Annotated in this window: 16 protein-coding genes; 6 read left to right on the top strand and 10 right to left on the bottom strand. The window is 34.3% G+C overall.

Annotated features, from left to right (window positions below; translation table 11 throughout):
- Positions 1-149: 149 nt before the first annotated feature.
- The 10 genes from ACFQ0I_RS00660 to ACFQ0I_RS00615 form a co-directional block, all read right to left on the bottom strand.
- Positions 150-899, bottom strand: coding sequence for a TIGR04283 family arsenosugar biosynthesis glycosyltransferase (locus ACFQ0I_RS00660; RefSeq protein WP_379938437.1), 750 nt, complete (start codon positions 897-899; stop codon positions 150-152).
- On the bottom strand, positions 892-1,776 hold the full coding sequence (locus tag ACFQ0I_RS00655) for a DUF547 domain-containing protein (protein WP_379938436.1): 885 nt from the start codon (positions 1,774-1,776) through the stop codon (positions 892-894). Before ACFQ0I_RS00655 ends, ACFQ0I_RS00660 begins: the two co-directional genes overlap by 8 nt.
- 36 nt (positions 1,777-1,812) lie before the next feature.
- Positions 1,813-3,336, bottom strand: a complete 1,524-nt coding sequence (locus ACFQ0I_RS00650) for a hypothetical protein (RefSeq protein WP_379938434.1) — start codon at positions 3,334-3,336, stop codon at positions 1,813-1,815.
- A gap of 84 nt (positions 3,337-3,420) precedes the next feature.
- Entirely contained in the window at positions 3,421-4,389 is a 969-nt protein-coding gene (gene arsM, locus ACFQ0I_RS00645) for an arsenosugar biosynthesis arsenite methyltransferase ArsM (RefSeq protein WP_379938433.1), read from the bottom strand.
- Positions 4,390-4,494: 105 nt separating this feature from the next.
- Positions 4,495-5,307 carry a purine-nucleoside phosphorylase gene (locus ACFQ0I_RS00640; protein WP_379938431.1) on the bottom strand — a complete coding sequence of 271 codons (813 nt, stop codon included), beginning with the start codon at positions 5,305-5,307 and terminating at the stop codon, positions 4,495-4,497.
- Positions 5,300-5,965, bottom strand: a complete 666-nt coding sequence (locus ACFQ0I_RS00635; protein WP_379938429.1) for a TIGR04282 family arsenosugar biosynthesis glycosyltransferase — start codon at positions 5,963-5,965, stop codon at positions 5,300-5,302. The genes ACFQ0I_RS00640 and ACFQ0I_RS00635 overlap by 8 nt, the downstream gene beginning before the upstream one ends.
- 9 nt (positions 5,966-5,974) lie before the next feature.
- Complete coding sequence (locus ACFQ0I_RS00630; RefSeq protein WP_379938427.1) at positions 5,975-6,469, bottom strand: rhodanese-like domain-containing protein; 495 nt, start codon at positions 6,467-6,469, stop codon at positions 5,975-5,977.
- Between the two features lie 25 nt (positions 6,470-6,494).
- Positions 6,495-7,547: an arsenosugar biosynthesis radical SAM (seleno)protein ArsS gene (gene arsS, locus ACFQ0I_RS00625; protein ID WP_379938425.1), complete on the bottom strand. Its 1,053-nt coding sequence runs from the start codon at positions 7,545-7,547 to the stop codon at positions 6,495-6,497.
- 87 nt (positions 7,548-7,634) lie between these two features.
- Positions 7,635-7,970 (bottom strand): arsenosugar biosynthesis-associated peroxidase-like protein, encoded by a 336-nt coding sequence (locus ACFQ0I_RS00620; RefSeq protein ID WP_379938423.1) that lies wholly within the window; start codon positions 7,968-7,970, stop codon positions 7,635-7,637.
- A 159-nt stretch (positions 7,971-8,129) separates the two neighbouring features.
- Positions 8,130-9,272: an acyl-CoA dehydrogenase gene (locus ACFQ0I_RS00615; protein ID WP_379938422.1), complete on the bottom strand. Its 1,143-nt coding sequence runs from the start codon at positions 9,270-9,272 to the stop codon at positions 8,130-8,132.
- Positions 9,273-9,366: 94 nt separating this feature from the next.
- Between ACFQ0I_RS00615 and ACFQ0I_RS00610 the strand changes: the two genes are divergently transcribed.
- The 6 genes from ACFQ0I_RS00610 to ACFQ0I_RS00585 all read left to right on the top strand — a co-directional run bounded on the left by ACFQ0I_RS00610 (position 9,367) and on the right by ACFQ0I_RS00585 (position 15,279).
- Positions 9,367-10,437, top strand: coding sequence for an anhydro-N-acetylmuramic acid kinase (locus tag ACFQ0I_RS00610; protein ID WP_379938420.1), 1,071 nt, complete (start codon positions 9,367-9,369; stop codon positions 10,435-10,437).
- Positions 10,438-10,583: 146 nt separating this feature from the next.
- Positions 10,584-11,810 (top strand): Glu/Leu/Phe/Val dehydrogenase dimerization domain-containing protein, encoded by a 1,227-nt coding sequence (locus ACFQ0I_RS00605; RefSeq protein WP_379938418.1) that lies wholly within the window; start codon positions 10,584-10,586, stop codon positions 11,808-11,810.
- A gap of 12 nt (positions 11,811-11,822) precedes the next feature.
- Complete coding sequence (nhaD, locus tag ACFQ0I_RS00600) at positions 11,823-13,214, top strand: sodium:proton antiporter NhaD (protein WP_379938416.1); 1,392 nt, start codon at positions 11,823-11,825, stop codon at positions 13,212-13,214.
- Between the two features lie 51 nt (positions 13,215-13,265).
- Entirely contained in the window at positions 13,266-13,973 is a 708-nt protein-coding gene (locus tag ACFQ0I_RS00595; protein ID WP_379938415.1) for a MotA/TolQ/ExbB proton channel family protein, read from the top strand.
- Between the two features lie 2 nt (positions 13,974-13,975).
- Positions 13,976-14,368, top strand: a complete 393-nt coding sequence (locus ACFQ0I_RS00590; protein WP_379938414.1) for an ExbD/TolR family protein — start codon at positions 13,976-13,978, stop codon at positions 14,366-14,368.
- A 62-nt stretch (positions 14,369-14,430) separates the two neighbouring features.
- A complete protein-coding gene (locus ACFQ0I_RS00585) occupies positions 14,431-15,279 on the top strand; it encodes an energy transducer TonB (RefSeq protein ID WP_379938413.1) in 849 nt (282 codons plus the stop codon).
- Positions 15,280-15,282 lie beyond the last annotated feature (3 nt).

Raw genomic sequence — 15,282 nt, 5'->3', positions numbered from 1 at the left:
CATACCTGCCCGCTGGCAAATAGGAGTCATTCGCATCTTGTGTAGTACGTTTTCAGTTAAGCCCATTTTTAAATGGTGAAATCACTAAAAATGACTATTTTATGTTGAATGAGATACGTAATGTGATTGTCTGAAAATACGAAAAAATATTAAGTAATATGTTTTAAATAATAAATATATAATTCTTCGGCTGAAGCACCGAACCAATTTTTTAAATGAATGATTATAAAGTGATATTGTAATTTCCAAATGCTATGTTTTTGGTATAAACGAGCTGAAGTTTTAAGTGTTTTTTTTATGACAACAAATTGATTTCTGTTGTATAAGGCATTAATAAGAATATTGTCTTCATAAACCATGTAGCTTTCGTTAAAGCCACCAATTTTCTGAAATAATTTTTTTGTTATGAATAGACTTTGATCGCCACCACGGCAAACGCGCCAATTAAACTGGGTAAGCCAGCCAGTTATTTTTAACCACCAGTGATGGCTATTAAATTCCATTTTAAAACAACCTGCTTGATTTCCTTTTTTTATTTCGTCGATAATAGCTTGGTCGAAATCTTTTGGAGGAATGGAGTCAGCGTGTAAAAAATACAGAATGTTACCCGATGCCTGTTTTGCACCAACATTCATTTGTTTGGCACGTCCTTTTTCTGAATTAACACATATAATTTGTGTCTCTTCAAGCGAAGTGGAGATGTTTTTAATAGGTCTCGACTGCACTCGACCTGACACAAAAGTTGAAACAATATCCAGTGAACCATCGTTACTCCCACCATCAACCACAATGATTTCTGAAATAAGTTCTTGCGATGAATTTTTCAGTAAATGTGTTAGCAGAGTTTCTATAGTATCTGCTTCATTAAGTATGGGAATGATAATGGAAATGTTATTCATTTAAGTCCCAGTTATAATCTTTAAACGATTTGGAGGCGGTTTTTGAAATCTCAATAGGTGAATACAAATTTAAAAAGTCGATTAACGAACCGTTTTTAGTAAAATCGGCATTAAACCAATTAAATATTTTCGATAATTCCACTTTGTCTTTTGAGATAGAATTTTTGGTTGAATCGCTTAAAAAATCTTGGGTAGCATTTGTTAATTGCTGTTCTAAATTTTCTGCAGTGTAGGCTTCGTTTAATAATTTCGGACAAGAAATGGATGCACAAACAATGGCAAAATGTAGTCGTGGTTCGTCCATTTTTCTTAAAATTTGATGCTCAATTTCATCAAGATTATACCACTTGTCACCTAATTTCCAATGGCGTTGCTGCCAAGGATTTTTAATGTCTTTAATGCTTTTTACTGGGTAATGCCTTAAAATCAAATCGATGGTTAAAGCGTTATAGGTGTTAATCCAAAAGGCAAGTATGTCTGATTTAGTCCAATTTTGCGTTGGTAAATTTTCACCTAAATAAAAAATATATTTTTGTAAATCTAACTGTCTTTTTTTTAAATCTTTATAATGTACAAAACCTTCTTTGGACACAAACATTGAGAGCAATTTGTTGAAAGAATCATGTTTCGGTTTTAAAATTGAATCAAATACTGGTGCGGTGATATAACTATTTACAGTTGTTATAGAATCTTTTTTCAGCCTTATTTCTGTATTAGCGCTTATTTCTTCAACGATAATATTCTCAGTATTAATATCGGTGTCTATTATTAATTGTTGGTTTTTTAAACTTTGTTTTGAAGTGTTTACACTAATCTTTTTATTAGATGAACATGATACTATTATTAATATTAAAAAGAATAATTGTATGGTTTTCATTTTAGTTGATTCAAATTATTTTTTTATTCCATACTATTAAAAATCTAACTTTAATAGTTGTTTTGTCATATTTCCTTGGCCAAGGTTTAAAATGGTATTGTTAAATTTCAGTGAACCTTCGGCTCTAAATAATATATCAGAATCGGCATTAGGAAAGATGATTTTTGGAGTAATTTCCCCGCGATTATTTACAGTAATATTGTAAAAATTTGTTTTCGAGTTTCTTTTATCCTGCTTAACAATCAGCTTATCTTTATCCATATCTATATAACCATTCATTAAAATATTTAATTGATTATTCTCAAAGTAAGCAAAATATGAAGAGTCTTGTTTGTTAGATCGAACATCTATTTTTTCTGTTTCTTTAATTTCTAAAATTTTATCCCAAATAAGTTCGCCAGAACTATTAATTTTTGATATTAATATATCATCATATACTTTATAACTTACACTAAACGGATTGTAGGTAATAAATGCTGTAAAACTTGAAGATGCAAAAGAAGCAATGGGTATTCCAATTGGAACTTGTTGATGTCTAATGGAATAAAATTGTCCTATTAAATAAGTATTTTGTTCTTTGTCAATAAAGAGTTCTTTAATGTCGATACTTCTATTACTTTTAAATAATCCAATAAAATATTTTTTGGCATCTTCAGAGTGAAAATCTGATATTTTATACGAGGTTAATTCAAACCTATTAAGGTTTACTTTGTAATAAGAAAATCCTTCAAAAGTGCCTTTCTTTTTTTTTGAAAATAATCCGTTGATTATAAAGCTTTCGTCATCTGAGAGTGTATTTATTAATTGATACGTATCTGCTTCAATTGGTAAAATTAAATCGCGCGTTTCGTTGTTTGAGTATTCTGTTAATTGATAGTAATTACCATCCTTTTCATCATGTAAACTGTATAAAATATAGGTTTTATTATTGTATTGGCTCACATTTAAAAATGTTGTGTTTTTTCTGTGAATATTTTTATTTGGATATATTTCATGATAAGATTGTGAATTTAAATCGCCATCAAAAAATTCTAAGTATGTAAAAGCGATATTGTCGTCTACAACAGGAAAGTTTAGCAGGTAATTATCGTCATGAATAACAGATATTTGATTATTATATTTTAAAGCATCAAAAAAAACTTTTTCGCTATCTTTTTCTGCACTAATAAGATTTTTCTTAACAAACTTTTTTGTTGTTAAATCAAATAAATCAATCCTAATTGTGGCATACTTATTATCGATTTCTTTTATTAATACGTGAACTTTATTATTTTTAATGAATACTTCTAAAATCTCTGTAGAATTTTCTGTTTCAATTTCCTGTCTTTCTATAAAATCTAACTTATCAAAAAACTCAATAAAATAATTACGTAATGTGCCATTTATTCGATGAGGTCTAACGGAAACAAAGTTTCCGTTTTCATCGCAGGCTGTGATTTCAGTTTTATCTATTAAAAACTGTCGGTCTTTTATAATTTCACCTTTATTGATTAAAATATCTTGAGCAAAACTCAAAAAAGGCACTAATAAAAAGGTAATATAAAATATTTTTCGGATCATAAAAGGTTGTTGTGAGTTACCAACTGTTAATAGGAAATTTGCACGAATAATCATTTGGTTTTTTATATATGGATATATTATGACCTAACAACATCCCCCACCATCGTAATGGAAGGTAGATTCGCTTATAAAAATATCGTCTCGGTTTAAACTTTTTAAAGCACCAGCTGTTTTATCGCAAATGGCTAATGGCTGATTTTTTAATAAAACGTGTCCTTCTTTATCATCAAAATAATCTTGGTCGCCATAATAAATCGCGGCTTTTCCGGTAAAAATACATGGGCCATCTGCTGGCATGGGGTCTTTTATGGCAGCCACTTCAATTGACTCAATATAGATAAGTTCTTCCGTCGGGTAGTTTTTAGGGTCGAGAATTCTGTAGGGTTTTCTAGCGCGAATTTCTATGGTACCAAAACCAGCATCGGTTAATGCTTTTACATATTCCGCAATGGGTAAACTACCACTTAAACATAAGGCGCGGAGTCTTTCGTCATTTCGAAGTGCATCATTCATTGGTTGTTCGCAGGTTGGATCGCTCATAACTAATTTGCCGTGAGGTTTTAAAACGCGGTACATTTCGGCAATAGCTTGTTTTAAATCATCAGCTTTAAAAATATTAAATAAGCAATTTTGTGCCGCTACGTCGATGCTATTATCTTCAACTGGCAGATTCATGGCATCACCTTTTTTAAGGTCTACAAAGTCGCTTTTAAACCATGGGTTTTGCGCTTCGGCTTCAATAAAATTTTTGCGTGAAGCTTCTAGCATTTCATCAACCACATCAATACCAACTACACCAGCTTTTTGTCTGTTAAAATAAGCGAATTGCAACAATTCCATACCGCCACCAACACCAACATACAACATTTTAGGATTGTTGGTTAAATCGCGTGCATGCACCGTGCTACCACAACCATAGTTCATTTCTTGCATGATTTTAGGAATCTTTAATCCTGGTAATTCCCAAATAGGGTTTGTGGTACAACACAAGCCAACATCTGGTGTTAGTGCTGCTTCTTTATAAACGTTGTGCGTGGTTTCTAGATAACTCATAATTTAGTTTATAGAAGCTTCAGAGAGCTTCGTTTTTAGAATGTTAGACTAGTTTTTGTTTAGAATTTATGTTTCTGCAAACTGCGACTGAAAACTGTAAACTATTTAAAGTGTTTTTATTAATTCTTTAAACAATATTATCATGTTTGGTTCTGCTTTTTCTGCCATTGAAATAATTTCGGCGATGTCGACAGGCTTTAGATTGTTTGGGTCGCATTCGTCGGTTAAAACCGACACGGCTGCTGCTTTTAATTTTAAATGATTTGCTACAATAATTTCTGGAACCGTACTCATGCCAACAGCATCGGCACCAATAATTTTAAGCATTTTGTATTCTGCTCTGGTTTCTAATTGCGGACCAACAACGCTTGCATAAACACCCTCGTGTAAGGTTATGTTTTTGTTTTTTGCAATAGTTTTAAATGTAGTGTTTATTTTAGTATCGTATGGTGCGCTCATATCGGTAAAGCGTTCGCCTAAAAACTCTACGCCTTTAAACGCTAGAGGAGAACTTCCTTGAAGATTGATATGGTCTTCGATAAGCATTAATTCGCCTTTCTTGAAGTTTAAATTAATGGCTCCAGCAGCGTTAGAAACTAAAAGGGTTTGGATGCCTAGTTTTTGCATAATACGCACCGGATAGGTAACATCTTGTAGTGTGTAGCCTTCGTAAATATGAAAACGGCCTTGCATAACAACCACCTTTTTACCTTCTAGAATGCCGTAAATAAGTTTGCCCTTATGGAACTCGACGGTTGCTGTTGGGAAATTTGGAATGTGATTGTAACTGGCTTCGGTTATAATTTCTATTTCGTTAAGTAATTGCCCAAGTCCGGTACCTAAAATGATGCCAATTTCGGGGTTTTCGAAACCTTTTTGAATAAGATAATCGGTGGTTTCTTCTATTTCTTTAATCATGTTTTGTGTAGAATTTTTTTAATTGAGGATAGTCTTTTATGTCTTCAAACTTGTCAATATCATTAAGTGTTTTAAGTAACGTTAAAGATACATTTTTTAGACCTAATTCTTTAAGGGTAACTTCTAATAAATTTGCTTCGCTCCATGGTTTATTGCGAAAAATACAGGGTTGCATTTTTGAAAGTCCTAGAAGGTAATAGCCACCATCTTTTGCTGGCCCGAAAACAACGTCGTTATTGTCTAATTTATAGAATGCTTCATTTATTATATCAGTGTTGAGGTCTAGTAAATCGCTACCTACAATGACTATTTTATTGTAACCTTGTTGAAAAAGTTCTAAAAAAGCATGTTCCATACGGGCGCCTAAATTTTGACCTTGCTGCAATTTTTTGTTAAAAATAGTGGCATTCCAAAGATCGTCTTGAACGATTTGTTCTGAATAAAACACAAACTTGTCGACATTTACAGATGCCGTAATTTGTGCCGTGTGTTCAAGTAGGTGTTTGTAAATATTTAAAGCCGCTTCGTTACCAATGGTTTTGGCCAAACGTGTTTTACATTTTCCTAATTCCGGATTTCTGGTAAAAATAATGATGGCTTGTTTTGAAGCTTGTAAATGGGCGTTTATAATAACTTCATTATTTTTAAAAGGTTTCATAAACTCATTTTAATTGATAATCTTTTCGCCTTTTAGCAGCCATTTGCTCCATGTTTTGGAATAAGCATGTACGTTTTCGGTTTGTTTACCTTTAGTAGAATACACGGTATTGTTTTGGTTTTTCCATTCGAAAATGCCGCCGTATAAATTTTTAACGTTTGTGTAACCCGCATCTTTTAGTTTAATACCAATTTTTTCAGAGCGAACACCAAGTGAGCAATACACAACAATGGGGTTGTTTTTATTTGGGATATGTTTTTTTACAGAATCTAAATTAAAATGGTCGTAGCCCGCATAAACTGCATTTTTTAAATGGCTCACGTTATATTCGTTCCGTTCGCGGGTGTCTAAAAGAATCACCTCGTTTTTAGATTGTTTTAATTCTTCGACAGTTATATAAGGGATTGCTTCAGAATTGTACTTTTTTAAAAGGCCAGATAAGGAGCTTTGTGCATAACCCAACGTGGTGAGTAATAACAGTACAATGGCAAAATAATTCTTCATCCTTAGTTTATTTTAAATGACTTTATTATGCAACGCTACCTTGGCAACTGCTACCGGCACCTGCTGTACAGCCGTAACAATGCTGCGAAATAACAATCTCGCGACCTTCTAAAAGTTCTTCGTTGTATTCAGAAATGTGCTTTATCTTGCTGTTTACCGGAAGTTCGAGCATTTGGTTAAAATCGCAATCATACAGAAAACCATCCCAACTTACCGAAAGCGTATTGGTGCACATAACGTTATGTACTGCGGAAGGGTTATAAGATTCCACTAAAGCGTACATGTAATCTTCGTAATTTTCTGATGCAATTAAATAATCTAAAAATCTGCTTACTGGCAAATTGGTGATTGCAAATAAATTATGAAAATAAATATCGAATTCCTCTTTTAAAGCTTTTTTAAAATCCTTTTCCATAGCAGCCTGATTGCCTGGTAAAAATGCACCTGAAGGGTTGTAAACCAAATCTAAACGCAATGTGCTTTCTGGCATGCCATAGCCAACCGCATTTAATGCTTGTAATGCTTTTATAGATTTATCGAAAACACCATCGCCTCGTTGCTTATCCGTTTTGCCGCGTGTCCAGTGGGGCATTGAGCTTACCACATGGATATTGTGTTTTTTGAAAAATTCTGGTAATCCGTAATATTTTTTATTGGCTTGTAAAATGGTCAGGTTCGAGCGTACAATAAAATCTTTAATTCCTGCTTTATAGGCTTCGTCAACAAACCACCGAAAATCGGGGTTCATTTCTGGTGCACCGCCGGTTAAATCAAGGGTGTGAGCGCCCGTATTTTTAATAACCTCTAAGCATTGCATCATGGTTTCGCGTGTCATGATTTCTTTTCTGTCTGGACCAGCATCTACATGGCAATGTTCGCACACTTGATTACACATGTAACCTACATTTATTTGCAGAATTTCGAGCTTTCGAGCTTTTAATGGAAATTGATTTGTTTCAGAAATTTTTTCTTTAAAGGTTGGTAACGCTCCTTGTTGGAAAATACCATTCGATAAAATTTCTAATTGTCTTTTACTATTTGCCAAGTCGCTATGGCGCTTATGTAGGGATTTAATCATTTTTTCGAATTCTGAATTCTGAATTCTGAATTCAGAATTTGAGATATTATCAATCGTAATTCGTAATTCAAAATTCGTAATTTCATTTTACATTTCTAACTTATTCACTTTATTCATCATTTGTACACCGTGTACTAACGAGGCGCCACCTCTAATTGCTGCTGCAACGTGTAAGGCTTCCATCATTTCTTCTTTGGTTATGCCACGTTGTAAACCATCGCCCGTATAGGCATCAATACAATAGGGGCATTGAATGGTGTGTGCCACTGCAAGTGCTATTAATGATTTTTCTCTTTCAGAAAGTGCACCTTCTTCAAACACTTTACCATAGTATTCAAAAAATTTTTCACCTAGGTCTTTGTTCCAATCGCTGATTTTCCCAAATTTTTTTAAGTCGGCAGGGTCGTAATATGTTTTTTGCATGAAATATATATTTTTAGTAAATATAAATCTATTTGAATAAAGTCGGAAAATTTAGCAATACATAACAAATGCCGTTGGTAATTATTTAAAATACCAACGGCATGTGGGGTAATCACTAGATTCTCAATTGATTGAAGTTTAAAATTTTAATAAAAAGACTTATTCTTTTATGATGTTTCTTGAAATTACAATTTTTTGAATTTCTGAAGTGCCTTCATAAATCTGCGTAATTTTGGCATCGCGCATCAGTCGTTCTACGTGATAATCTTTCACAAAACCATTACCACCATGAATTTGTACGGCTTCAACGGTGTGTTCCATCGCAACTTTTGAAGCGTATAATTTTGCCATGGCACTCGATACATCGTAATTATTTCCTTGGTCTTTATCCCAAGCTGCTTTCATAACCAGATGGCGAGCAGCTTCAATATCGGTATACATATCGGCCAATTTAAACGCAATCGCTTGGTGGTTGCAAATTTCTGTACCAAAAGCTTTTCGCTCTTTAGAGTATTTTAAAGCAAGTTCGTAAGCGCCAGCAGCAATTCCTAAGGCCTGAGCAGCAATACCAATGCGACCACCAGACAAGGTTTTCATCGCAAAGCGGAAACCTGCACCATCATCGCCAATGCGGTTTTCTTTAGGCACTTTTACATCGTTGAACTGCAAGGTGTGCGTGTCGCTGCCTCGAATACCTAATTTATTTTCTTTCGGGCCTACATGAAATCCTTCCATGCCTTTTTCCACTATAAAAGCATTGATGCCATGCGATCCTTTATGTTTATCGGTCTGAGCAATCACTATATAAACATCGGCACGACCGCCGTTGGTTATCCAGTTTTTAGTACCATTAAGTAGGTAATAATCGCCTTTGTCTATAGCAGATGTTTTTTGTGAAGTGGCGTCACTACCAGCTTCAGGTTCGCTTAAACAAAAGGCGCCAACAAATTCGCCTGTAGCTAATTTGGTAAGATACTTTTCTTTTTGCGCTTCTGTACCAAAAGCTTCCAGACCATAGCAAACTAGAGAATTATTTACGGATACAATTACAGAAGCCGAGGCATCAATTTTAGATAATTCTTCCATGATTAATACATACGAAATCGTATCCATGCCACTGCCACCATATTTGGGGTCGACCATAATGCCTAGGAATCCTAAATCACCCATTTTTTTAACTAATTCGGCTGGGAAATGTTGTTTTTCATCACGTTCAATTACGCCTAGAAGTAACTCTGTTTGGGCAAAATCGCGGGCTGCATCGCGTATCATGATATGTTCTTCTGATAGACTAAAATCCATAATTCTCAATTAAGCTGTTATTTTATTAAAAAATATGTACAAATATAGCTTATTAGTGTCAATTTTTCAATGAGTATTATTATTTTTGTCTGATATGCAGAAAAACGAATATAAGGTAATTGGTGTCATGTCTGGAACATCTTTAGATGGAATAGATTTGGTTTATGTTAATTTTCATTTCGATACCCGTTGGTCTTTCGAAATTATTTATGGCGAAACCGTAAATTATGATTCACATTGGGTGGAAAAACTCAGAAACTTGGTTTCATATTCTTCTGAAGATTTAAAAGAATTAGATGCTAGTTACACAAATTATCTATCTGAAAAAATTAGTCATTTTATTAAAAAGTACAATATTCAAGAAATAGATGCAGTTTGTTCTCACGGTCATACCGCATTGCATCAGCCAGATAAAGGGCTCACGTATCAAATAGGTAATTTACCGCAGATTGCAGAAATTTTAAATGAAACGGTTGTTTGCGATTTTAGAGTGCAAGATGTTAAATATGGTGGACAAGGCGCACCTTTAGTACCCATTGGCGATAAATTGTTGTTTTCTGAATATGATTTTTGTTTGAATTTAGGCGGATTTGCAAATCTGTCTACCGACGTTAATAGCGAACGCATTGCCTATGATGTCTGTCCCGTAAACATTGTTTTAAATAAATATGTGAAGCAATTGGGTTTCGATTTTGATGATAAAGGAACAATAGCTTCAAGAGGTACGGTAAATAAAGAGTTGCTTAATCAATTAAATAATTTAGAATTTTATAGGGCTGGTTATCCTAAATCATTGGGCTTAGAATGGGTCTTTAAAAACATATTTCCTTTAATAGATTCATTTAAATTAGAAATTAAAGATGTTCTAAGAACTTTTGTAGAGCATATTGCTATTCAATTGGCTTCAGAAATCAATAAGAAAGCGAATGCATCAGTTTATGTTACAGGTGGCGGCGTTTATAATAAATTTCTAATAAATCGATTAAAATCTCACACAAAGAATAAAATTGTTATTCCTTCAGCAACTATTATCGAATTTAAAGAGGCGCTTATTTTTGGTTTTCTAGGTGTTTTAAGGCTTCGAAACGAAGTTAATTGCCTTCAGAGTGTTACGGGAGCTTCAAGAAGCCATAGTTCAGGGGTAATTTATATGCCTAAAAAATAATATTAAATTACATTTAGACTAATAGTTTTTTATATTTGTTACTTTAACAATTAAATCATTTAACAAGATGACGCAACTCTAGCTCGGTTTAAAAACAGTGTTTAGCATTAATTATTAATATGAATTAGAGACATTTAAGTGTTAAAATGAAAGAATTATTAAAAAAATTTGAAGATAAATCACCTGAAATTATATTTAACTGGAAGGATTCTGAAACAGAAGCTGAAGGTTGGGTTGTAATAAATTCGCTAAGAGGCGGTGCAGCAGGCGGCGGAACACGCATGCGAAAGGGTTTAGATTTAAATGAAGTTTTGTCGTTGGCGAAAACCATGGAAATTAAATTTACGGTTTCAGGTCCAGCCATAGGAGGTGCGAAATCTGGAATAAATTTCGATCCGAACGACCCAAGAAAAAAAGGCGTATTAGAAAGATGGTATAAAGTGGTTTCACCGTTATTAAAAAGTTATTACGGTACAGGAGGCGATTTAAATGTAGATGAAATACATGAAGTAATTCCAATAACCGAGGAAAGTGGCGTTTGGCATCCGCAAGAAGGCGTTTTTAACGGGCATTTTAAACCAACAGAAGCCGATAAAATAAATAGAATAGGCCAATTACGACAAGGAGTCAGTAAAGTTATTGAAAACCCATATTATTCCCCGAGTGTAGAAAGAAAGTTTACAATTGCCGATATGATTACCGGATATGGTGTGGCAGAAGCAGTAAAACAATATTACAATATTTATGGTGGAAGTGTTGTTGGAAAAAAGGCCGTAATTCAAGGATTTGGTAATGTTGGCGGTGCAGCGGCGTTTTATTTGTCGAAAATGGGAGCAAAAATTGTGGGAATTATCGATGTTACTGGGGCTGTAATTAATGAAGAAGGATTTTCATTTCATGATATAAATCATTTTTTTCTAAACAAAAAGGGTAATACCTTAGCCGCCAAAAATTTGATACCTTTTGATGAAGCTAACGAAAGAATATGGTCAATTAAAACCGAGATTTTTGCACCTTGTGCTGCCTCCAGATTAGTTACTATACATCAAATTGATAAAATGATCGACAGTGGTTTAGAAGTAATATCGTGTGGTGCTAATGTGCCTTTTGCAGATAAAGAAATTTTCTTCGGACCCATTATGGAGCATACAGATTATCGCGTTAGTTTAATTCCTGATTTTATCTCAAACTGTGGCATAGCTAGGGTTTTTGCGTATTTTATGGAGCGACGTGTGCAAATGACTGATGAAGCGATATTTAATGATATATCAAACAAAATTAAAGAAGCAATAAAAAAAGTATATAATAAAAACCAATCTAAAACAGGTATTAGTGCAACCGCTTTTGAAATTGCACTAAGCCAACTTATTTAATCAATTTATTTTATGGAAGCAGCAATTATTTTAGTATTTGTAATAGGTTATTTAGCCATCACGCTAGAACATAACCTTAAAATCGATAAACTTATACCAGCGTTAGTGATGATGGCTATTTGTTGGGCGTTAATCTCTTTAGGATTGGAAAGCTTTCCTAATTGGTTCGATTCTTCTAAGCATGCATTGCTTGAAGGTTTTGGCGGATTTTCTTCTGAAGAAAAAATGCACCTTATGGAAGAAACCTTATTGCATCACCTAGGAAAAACGGCCGAAATATTGGTGTTTCTACTTGGAGCGATGACCATTGTTGAAATTATTGATTATTTCGACGGATTTTCAACCATTAAAGACTTTGTAAGAACTAAAAACAAAGTGAAAATATTGTGGCTTTTTGGCTTTTTAGCGTTTATTTTATCTGCGATAATCGATAATTTAACTGCTACCATCGTATTAATTTCAATCTTACAAAAAATTGTTAGAGACAGAGAAATGCGTATTTGGTATGCTGGTTTAATAATTATCGCTGCCAATGCTGGAGGTGCTTGGTCTCCTATTGGCGATGTTACAACTACTATGTTATGGATCGGTAAAAAAGTATCAACCGGTCATTTAATGGGGTATTTACTTTTACCATCGTTTGTTTGTATGGCAGTTCCAACCTTTATAGCGTCGTTTCTACCTGTTTTTAGAGGCGAGTTAGAAATTGAAGAAGTAGAAGAGGTAAAGAAATCTAAATATAGCGGTATTATGCTTTATTTAGGTCTTGGAGCCATTGTTTTCGTGCCTATTTTTAAAATGGTAACACATTTACCTCCTTATGTTGGTATGATGTTATCGTTAGGTGTTGTGGCAGTTTTTGCCGAAGTTTATAGTAGTTCTAAATTTAGCATGTCTAAAGTAGATTCTGAAGAAAGTGATTCGCATGCACACCACAGCCCAGTGCATCATTCATTATCAAAAATTGAATTACCAAGTATTTTATTCTTCTTAGGTATTTTAATGGCTGTTGCAGCGTTAGAATCTTTAGGGATATTATTCGGATTTGCTGAATCTTTAAAAGAAGGTATGCCGATGTTAGGAACAGAATTACATCACACAGGGGTTTCCGATTTGGTAATGATATTGCTTGGAGTAGGTTCTGCGATTATTGATAACGTACCGTTAGTAGCAGCAAGTTTAGGTATGTTTTCTGAACCAATGGATAATGAATTATGGCATTTTGTGGCGTTTTCTGCTGGTACTGGTGGTAGTATGTTAATTATTGGTTCTGCAGCAGGAGTTGTAGCAATGGGGATGGAAAAAATAGACTTTTTCTGGTATCTAAAAAAGATCTCTTGGCTAGCTTTAGTAGGCTTCCTTTTAGGTTGTGCGACATTTATGGTTACTAGAACTTGGTTTTAATATACTTTATTAAAAAAAGAAGCGTTATACAATTTTAGAAACATTTAATTTATGCTAAATACATTCATACAAGACGTGCAAACTGGGGCACAAATACCAGTTCCTTTAGAAACCGAATCGGTTGAAAAATCACTGTCAATCATAGAATTAATAAGTAGTGGAGGTGTAGCAGGACAATTTATAATAGGTGTATTGTTTTTAATGCTTATTGGTGCTATTTATATCTATTTTGAACGATTGTTTGCCATAAAAGCAGCTTCAAAAATAGATGGTAATTTTATGAACCAGATTAAAGATCATGTGTCACACGGTAAAATAGATGCGGCGCAACTATTATGTGCTCAAGTCAATTCGCCTGTTTCTCGATTAATTGGAAAAGGGATTTCTAGAATAGGAAAGCCACTTGCCGATATTAACACCGCTATCGAAAATGCAGGAAGGTTAGAAGTTTATGGCCTTGAAAAAAATGTTAGTATGCTCGCAACTATTTCTGGAGCGGGTCCGATGATTGGGTTTTTAGGAACCGTTATTGGGATGATATTAGCAATATTTGAACTTGCCAATGCCGGTGGAACTATACAAATGGATGTTTTAGCAAGTGGACTTTATACAGCAATGACCACAACCGTTGCCGGATTAATTGTAGGTATTGTGTCGTTTATGGCGTACAACCACTTGGTAGTTAAAACAGATAAAGTAGTGTATCAAATGGAAGCAAACTCTTTAGAGTTTTTAGATCATTTAAACGAACCTATTTAATAATGAATTTAAAGGGTAGAAATAAAATAACGCCAGAGTTTAGTATGGCTTCCATGACAGATATTGTATTTCTGTTACTCATATTTTTTATGATAGCTTCTACTTTAGTCTCCACCAATGCCATAGATATATTATTGCCAAAAGCTAGTGGTAAAACCGAAAACAAAAAATCTATTGCGGTAAGTATTAAAGGAGACTTAACCTATTATATAGACCAGAGGCGAGTAGGAGAAACGGTATTAGAAAGCGAATTGGTAGCCGAACTTTCTACACAAGAAAATCCAACCATTGTTTTAAGGGCAGAAAAAACGGTGCCAGTAGAACATGTTGTAAAGGTTATGGATATTGCCAATAGAAATAAATTCAAAGTCATATTAGCCGTAAAACCCGATTAATTATATTATTGTTTTAATATCGGCACGATTCTAGTTTTAAGAAGTAAAGAAATCATTTTTTAATGAAGTATCTCGAAACCCCACATGAAAGAAATTCAGCAAAAGTAACAGCTTTAATAACTGTTATTTTGGTGCTGCTATTGTTTGTGGTTGGTGCGCCTTATATGGATCCTCCTATAGAATACGGTGTTTCGGTAAATTTTGGTACTTCAGACGTTGGTCAAGGTGATGTGCAACCCTTAAAACCTATAAAATCTGAACCTGTCGATATTAATAAACCTGCCGAAGTAGAGCCTGTTAAAGCTGAAGCATCAAAAGCGTCAGAGCAAAAGGAATCTGTTTTAACTCAGGAAGATGAGGAGGCTATCGTTATAAAAAAACAACGGGAAGCCGAAATGAAAGCCAAAGCTATTGCTGATGCAAAAGCGAAGGCAGAAGCAGACCGAATAGCAAAAGAAAAGCGGGAACTTGAAGAGAAAAAGAAAAAGTTAGATGCTTTAATTGGTGGGGTTAGTAAATCTGATGGAACCGCTACTGGTGGAGAAGGCAATGATAATAGAGCAGGAGATAAAGGGCAATTAGATGGCGACCCGTATGCCTCAAGTTATTTTGGTGATCCTGGTACTGGAAGCGGTGGTGTTGGATACGGATTGAATGGAAGAGGAAAAGCAACCTACAGTACACTTAAGCAAGATTGTAACGAAGCAGGAATGGTGATTGTTAAAATAGTTGTGAATAGAAATGGTAATGTTATTGAAGCAGAGCCAGGAGTTAGAGGAACAACCAATACTGCTGCCTGTTTGTTAGAACCTGCAAAAAAAATAGCCTTATCTCACCGATGGGCTCCAGACGCAAATGCCCCTGCCAAACAAATTGGTTTTGTTAAAGTAAACTTTAAACTAGGGCAATAATTC

Origin of the sequence: Mariniflexile aquimaris (assembly GCF_042676825.1) — a bacterium.
Taxonomy (GTDB): Bacteria; Bacteroidota; Bacteroidia; order Flavobacteriales; family Flavobacteriaceae; genus Mariniflexile; species Mariniflexile aquimaris.
The sequence above is the reverse complement of the archived record's forward strand: the minus strand, read 5'-3'. Positions and strand labels throughout refer to the sequence as shown.

What these genes read in the sequence shown, in the direction of transcription:
- ACFQ0I_RS00590 (WP_379938414.1), top strand. Translation starts at nt 13,976, where the DNA reads ATGAATTTAAAGGGTAGAAATAAAATAACGCCAGAGTTTAGTATGGCT.
- arsM (WP_379938433.1), bottom strand. Translation starts at nt 4,389, where the DNA reads ATGAGTTATCTAGAAACCACGCACAACGTTTATAAAGAAGCAGCACTA.
- ACFQ0I_RS00655 (WP_379938436.1), bottom strand. Translation starts at nt 1,776, where the DNA reads ATGAAAACCATACAATTATTCTTTTTAATATTAATAATAGTATCATGT.
- ACFQ0I_RS00595 (WP_379938415.1), top strand. Translation starts at nt 13,266, where the DNA reads ATGCTAAATACATTCATACAAGACGTGCAAACTGGGGCACAAATACCA.
- ACFQ0I_RS00635 (WP_379938429.1), bottom strand. Translation starts at nt 5,965, where the DNA reads ATGAAACCTTTTAAAAATAATGAAGTTATTATAAACGCCCATTTACAA.
- nhaD (WP_379938416.1), top strand. Translation starts at nt 11,823, where the DNA reads ATGGAAGCAGCAATTATTTTAGTATTTGTAATAGGTTATTTAGCCATC.
- ACFQ0I_RS00620 (WP_379938423.1), bottom strand. Translation starts at nt 7,970, where the DNA reads ATGCAAAAAACATATTACGACCCTGCCGACTTAAAAAAATTTGGGAAA.
- ACFQ0I_RS00605 (WP_379938418.1), top strand. Translation starts at nt 10,584, where the DNA reads ATGAAAGAATTATTAAAAAAATTTGAAGATAAATCACCTGAAATTATA.
- ACFQ0I_RS00630 (WP_379938427.1), bottom strand. Translation starts at nt 6,469, where the DNA reads ATGAAGAATTATTTTGCCATTGTACTGTTATTACTCACCACGTTGGGT.
- ACFQ0I_RS00660 (WP_379938437.1), bottom strand. Translation starts at nt 899, where the DNA reads ATGAATAACATTTCCATTATCATTCCCATACTTAATGAAGCAGATACT.
- arsS (WP_379938425.1), bottom strand. Translation starts at nt 7,547, where the DNA reads ATGATTAAATCCCTACATAAGCGCCATAGCGACTTGGCAAATAGTAAA.
- ACFQ0I_RS00610 (WP_379938420.1), top strand. Translation starts at nt 9,367, where the DNA reads ATGCAGAAAAACGAATATAAGGTAATTGGTGTCATGTCTGGAACATCT.
- ACFQ0I_RS00615 (WP_379938422.1), bottom strand. Translation starts at nt 9,272, where the DNA reads ATGGATTTTAGTCTATCAGAAGAACATATCATGATACGCGATGCAGCC.
- ACFQ0I_RS00650 (WP_379938434.1), bottom strand. Translation starts at nt 3,336, where the DNA reads ATGATCCGAAAAATATTTTATATTACCTTTTTATTAGTGCCTTTTTTG.
- ACFQ0I_RS00585 (WP_379938413.1), top strand. Translation starts at nt 14,431, where the DNA reads ATGAAGTATCTCGAAACCCCACATGAAAGAAATTCAGCAAAAGTAACA.
- ACFQ0I_RS00640 (WP_379938431.1), bottom strand. Translation starts at nt 5,307, where the DNA reads ATGATTAAAGAAATAGAAGAAACCACCGATTATCTTATTCAAAAAGGT.